At 68.9% G+C, this 3419-nt stretch carries 1 protein-coding gene; it reads left to right on the top strand.

Features of this window, described 5'->3' with window-relative positions; all coding sequences use genetic code 11:
* Positions 1 to 54 precede the first annotated feature (54 nt).
* The coding region (locus tag ABZY31_RS31130; protein ID WP_356417027.1) for an amino acid adenylation domain-containing protein at positions 55 to 3419 on the top strand (3365 nt) is incomplete at its 3' end.

Here is a 3419-nt window from a genome sequence, read left to right as displayed (position 1 = left end):
TCGGTTCGGGACTTCGTTGCCGGGCGGCTGCCGGCGTATATGGTTCCGTCGGCTGTGGTGGTGCTGGAGGCGCTGCCGCTGTCGGTGAACGGGAAACTGGACCGCAAGGCCCTGCCCGCCCCGGAGTATGTGTCGGGTTCCGGACGTGGGCCGGCCAATGCCCGCGAAGAGGTGCTCTGCGCGGTCTTCGCCGACGTCCTGGGCCTGGACGGTGTCGGCGTGGACGACGACTTCTTCGCGCTGGGCGGGCATTCGCTGCTGGCGATACGGCTGGTGGAGCGGCTGCGTGAGCGTGGCGTGTCGGTGTCGGTGAGGGCTCTGTTCCAGTCGCCGACTCCGGCCGGGCTCGCCGCCGCCGCCGTCGGCGGGGAGCAGGTGGTCATTCCGGACAACCTGATCCCCGTGAACGCGGCCGAGATCACCCCGGCGATGCTGCCGCTGGTCGAACTGACCGCGGAGGAGATTGGTCGTCTCGTCGCGACGGTCGAGGGCGGCGCAGCTAACGTCGCGGACGTCTATCCCCTGGCCCCGCTCCAGGAAGGTCTGCTCTACCACCACCTGCTGGCCGACGGCGGTGAGGACGCCTACGTCCTGCCGACCGTCCTGGAATTCGACACCCGCCCTCTGCTGGACGCCTTTTTGGGCGCGCTCCAGCAGGTGGTGGACCGCCACGACATCCTGCGCACCTCGATCGTGTGGGAAGGCCTGCGCGAACCGGTTCAGGTCGTCTGGCGACGCGCGGAACTCCCGGTGGCCGAGCTGTCCATCGACCCGGAGGGACCGGCGCCCGTCGACCAGTTGCTGGCCGCCGGCGGTCTCACCGTGGACCTGGGGCGGGCACCCCTGATCAACATTCACATCGCCGCCGCGGAGCCCGACGCGAACCGCTGGCTCGCGCTGGTGACCGTGCACCACATGACGCAGGACCACACGGCGCTGGAAGTGCTGCTCGGCGAGGTCGACGCCTTCCTCACCGGCCGTGGCGACGAACTGCCGGATCCGCTGCCGTTCCGGACCTTCGTGGCTCATTCCCGGAACGGGTCGGAACGCTCTGAGCACGAGCGGTACTTCGCCGACCTGCTCGGAGACGTGACCGAGCCGACCGCCCCTTACGGACAGGTCGACGTGCGCGGTGACGGAGCCGATTCGGTCCGGGAACTGATCGTCCTGGAAGAGGGGCTGGGCGAAAGGCTCCGGGAGGTCGCGCGCCGAGCGGCCACCAGCCCGGCGACCCTGATGCACGTGGCGTGGGCGCGGGTGCTCGGCGTCCTCAGCGGCCGTGACGACGTGGTCTTCGGCACCGTTCTGTTCGGCCGGATGAACTCAGGAGCGGGTTCCGAGCGGGTCCCGGGTCCGTTCATCAACACGCTCCCGGTACGGGTGCGTACCAACGGCCTCGGTGCACTGGAGTCGCTGCATGCGATGCGAGGTCAGCTCGCCGGTCTGCTGGGACACGAGCAGGCGCCGCTGGTCCTGGCTCAACAGGCGAGTGGTGTGCCGGCTGACACCCCGCTGTTCACCTCCCTCTTCAACTACCGCCACAACGCGGGGCTGCCGGCAGCGCCGGACGGACCGGCTGACGTCCTGGGCATCCGTACGGTCTACTCGCGGGAGGCCAACAACTACCCGTTGACCGTCTCGGTGGACGACAACGGTAGTCGTCTCGGGCTCGCCGTGGACGCGGTCGCTCCGATCGATCCGCGGGCTGTGGGCATGTTGCTCCGCACTGCCGTCACCAAACTCGCAGATGCCTGGGAGACCGCGCTCGACGGTGGTGCTGACCTTCCGCTGAGCACGGTTGAGGTGGTGGATGACGTGGAGCGTCGTCGGCTGCTGGTGGAGTGGAACAACACTGCGGTTGATCTCGGCGGGGTGTTGGTGCCGGGGTTGTTCGAGGAGCAGGTGGTGCGGTCGCCGGGTGCGGTGGCGGTGGTTGCCGATGGTGTGGAGGTGTCGTTCGCGGAGTTGGACGCGCGGGTGAGCCGACTGGCTGAGCACCTGGTGGGCTTGGGTGTGGGTGTGGAGTCGGTGGTGGGTCTGTGCCTGCCGCGTGGCGTCGACATGGTCGTGTCGATCCTCGCGGTGTGGCGTGCCGGTGGTGCATATCTGCCGGTGGATCCGGAGTATCCGGCGGAGCGGGTGGCGTTCATGCTCGGTGACGCTGGTGCGGTGGCTGTGGTTGCCGCGTCTGCGGTGGAGGGTGTGCTGCCTGAAGGTGTGAGGCGGGTAGTGCTGGACGAGCCGGGGACGGCGGCTGCGCTCGCGGCTCTGGGCGGGGTGGTCCCGGATCGGGTGGTGCTGGCGGAGTCCGCGGCGTATGTGATGTTCACGTCGGGTTCGACGGGCCGGCCGAAGGGTGTGGTGGTGACCCATGGCGGTCTCGCGAATTACGTGCGCTGGGCGGCGGGTGCGTATGGGACCGAGGGTGGTGCGCCGCTGCACTCTTCGCTGGCGTTCGACCTGACGGTGACCAGTGTGCTGGTGCCGCTGGTGTCGGGCTCGCCTGTGGTGGTCAGTCGTGCGGGCGGTGCCGAGGGGCTGGCGGAGGTGGTGCGTCAGTCTGCCGGGTTCGGCCTGGTGAAGGTCGTACCGGGTCATCTTCCGCTGCTGGGCGAGCTGCTCTCGGATGAGCAGGCTGCGGAGATGGCCGGCACGGTGGTGGTCGGTGGTGAGGCGTTGACGGGTGCTTCGGTGCGTGCGTGGCTGGAGCGGGCACCGGGTTCCGTGGTGGTCAATGAGTACGGTCCGACGGAGACGGTGGTCGGGTGCTGTGTTCTTGAGGTTCGTGCGGGTGATGAGGTCGGTGAGTCGGTTGCGATCGGGCGTCCGGTCGCGAATACACAGCTGTACGTGCTGGACGGGAGTCTTCGGCCGGTTCCGGTGGGTGTGGCGGGTGAGCTGTACATCGCGGGTGCGGGTGTTGCGCGTGGTTATGTGGGTCGGGCGGGCGTGACGGCTGAGCGGTTCGTCGCGTGTCCGTTCGAGCCGGGTGCGCGGATGTACCGCAGTGGTGATGTGGCGCGGTGGACTGCGGATGGCCGGCTTGAGTATGTGGGTCGTGCGGATGAGCAGGTGAAGGTCCGTGGTTTCCGGATCGAGCCGGGCGAGGTCCAGTCGGTGGTCGCGGGGCATGCGCACGTGGCGCAGGCGGCGGTGATCGCGCGTGAGGACGTGCCGGGCGATGTGCGGCTGGTCGCCTACGTGGTGCCGATTCAGGGCGCCGAGGGTCTTCCTGCCGAGGTGAAGGCGTTCGCGGCCGCCCGGCTGCCGAAGCACATGGTGCCCTCGGACGTCGTGGTCCTGGACGCGCTGCCGTTCACCGTGAACGGGAAGCTGGACCGTAAGGCTCTGCCGGCCCCTGAGTACGCGGGTGGTGTCGGTCGTGGTCCGGTGTCGCTCCAGGAGGAGTTGTTGTGCGG

Origin of the sequence: Streptomyces sp. NPDC006529 (assembly GCF_040611795.1) — a bacterium.
In the GTDB taxonomy this organism is placed as follows: Bacteria; Actinomycetota; Actinomycetes; order Streptomycetales; family Streptomycetaceae; genus Streptomyces.
Note: the sequence above shows the minus strand (reverse complement) of the source record. Positions and strands in the feature narration are given on the sequence as shown.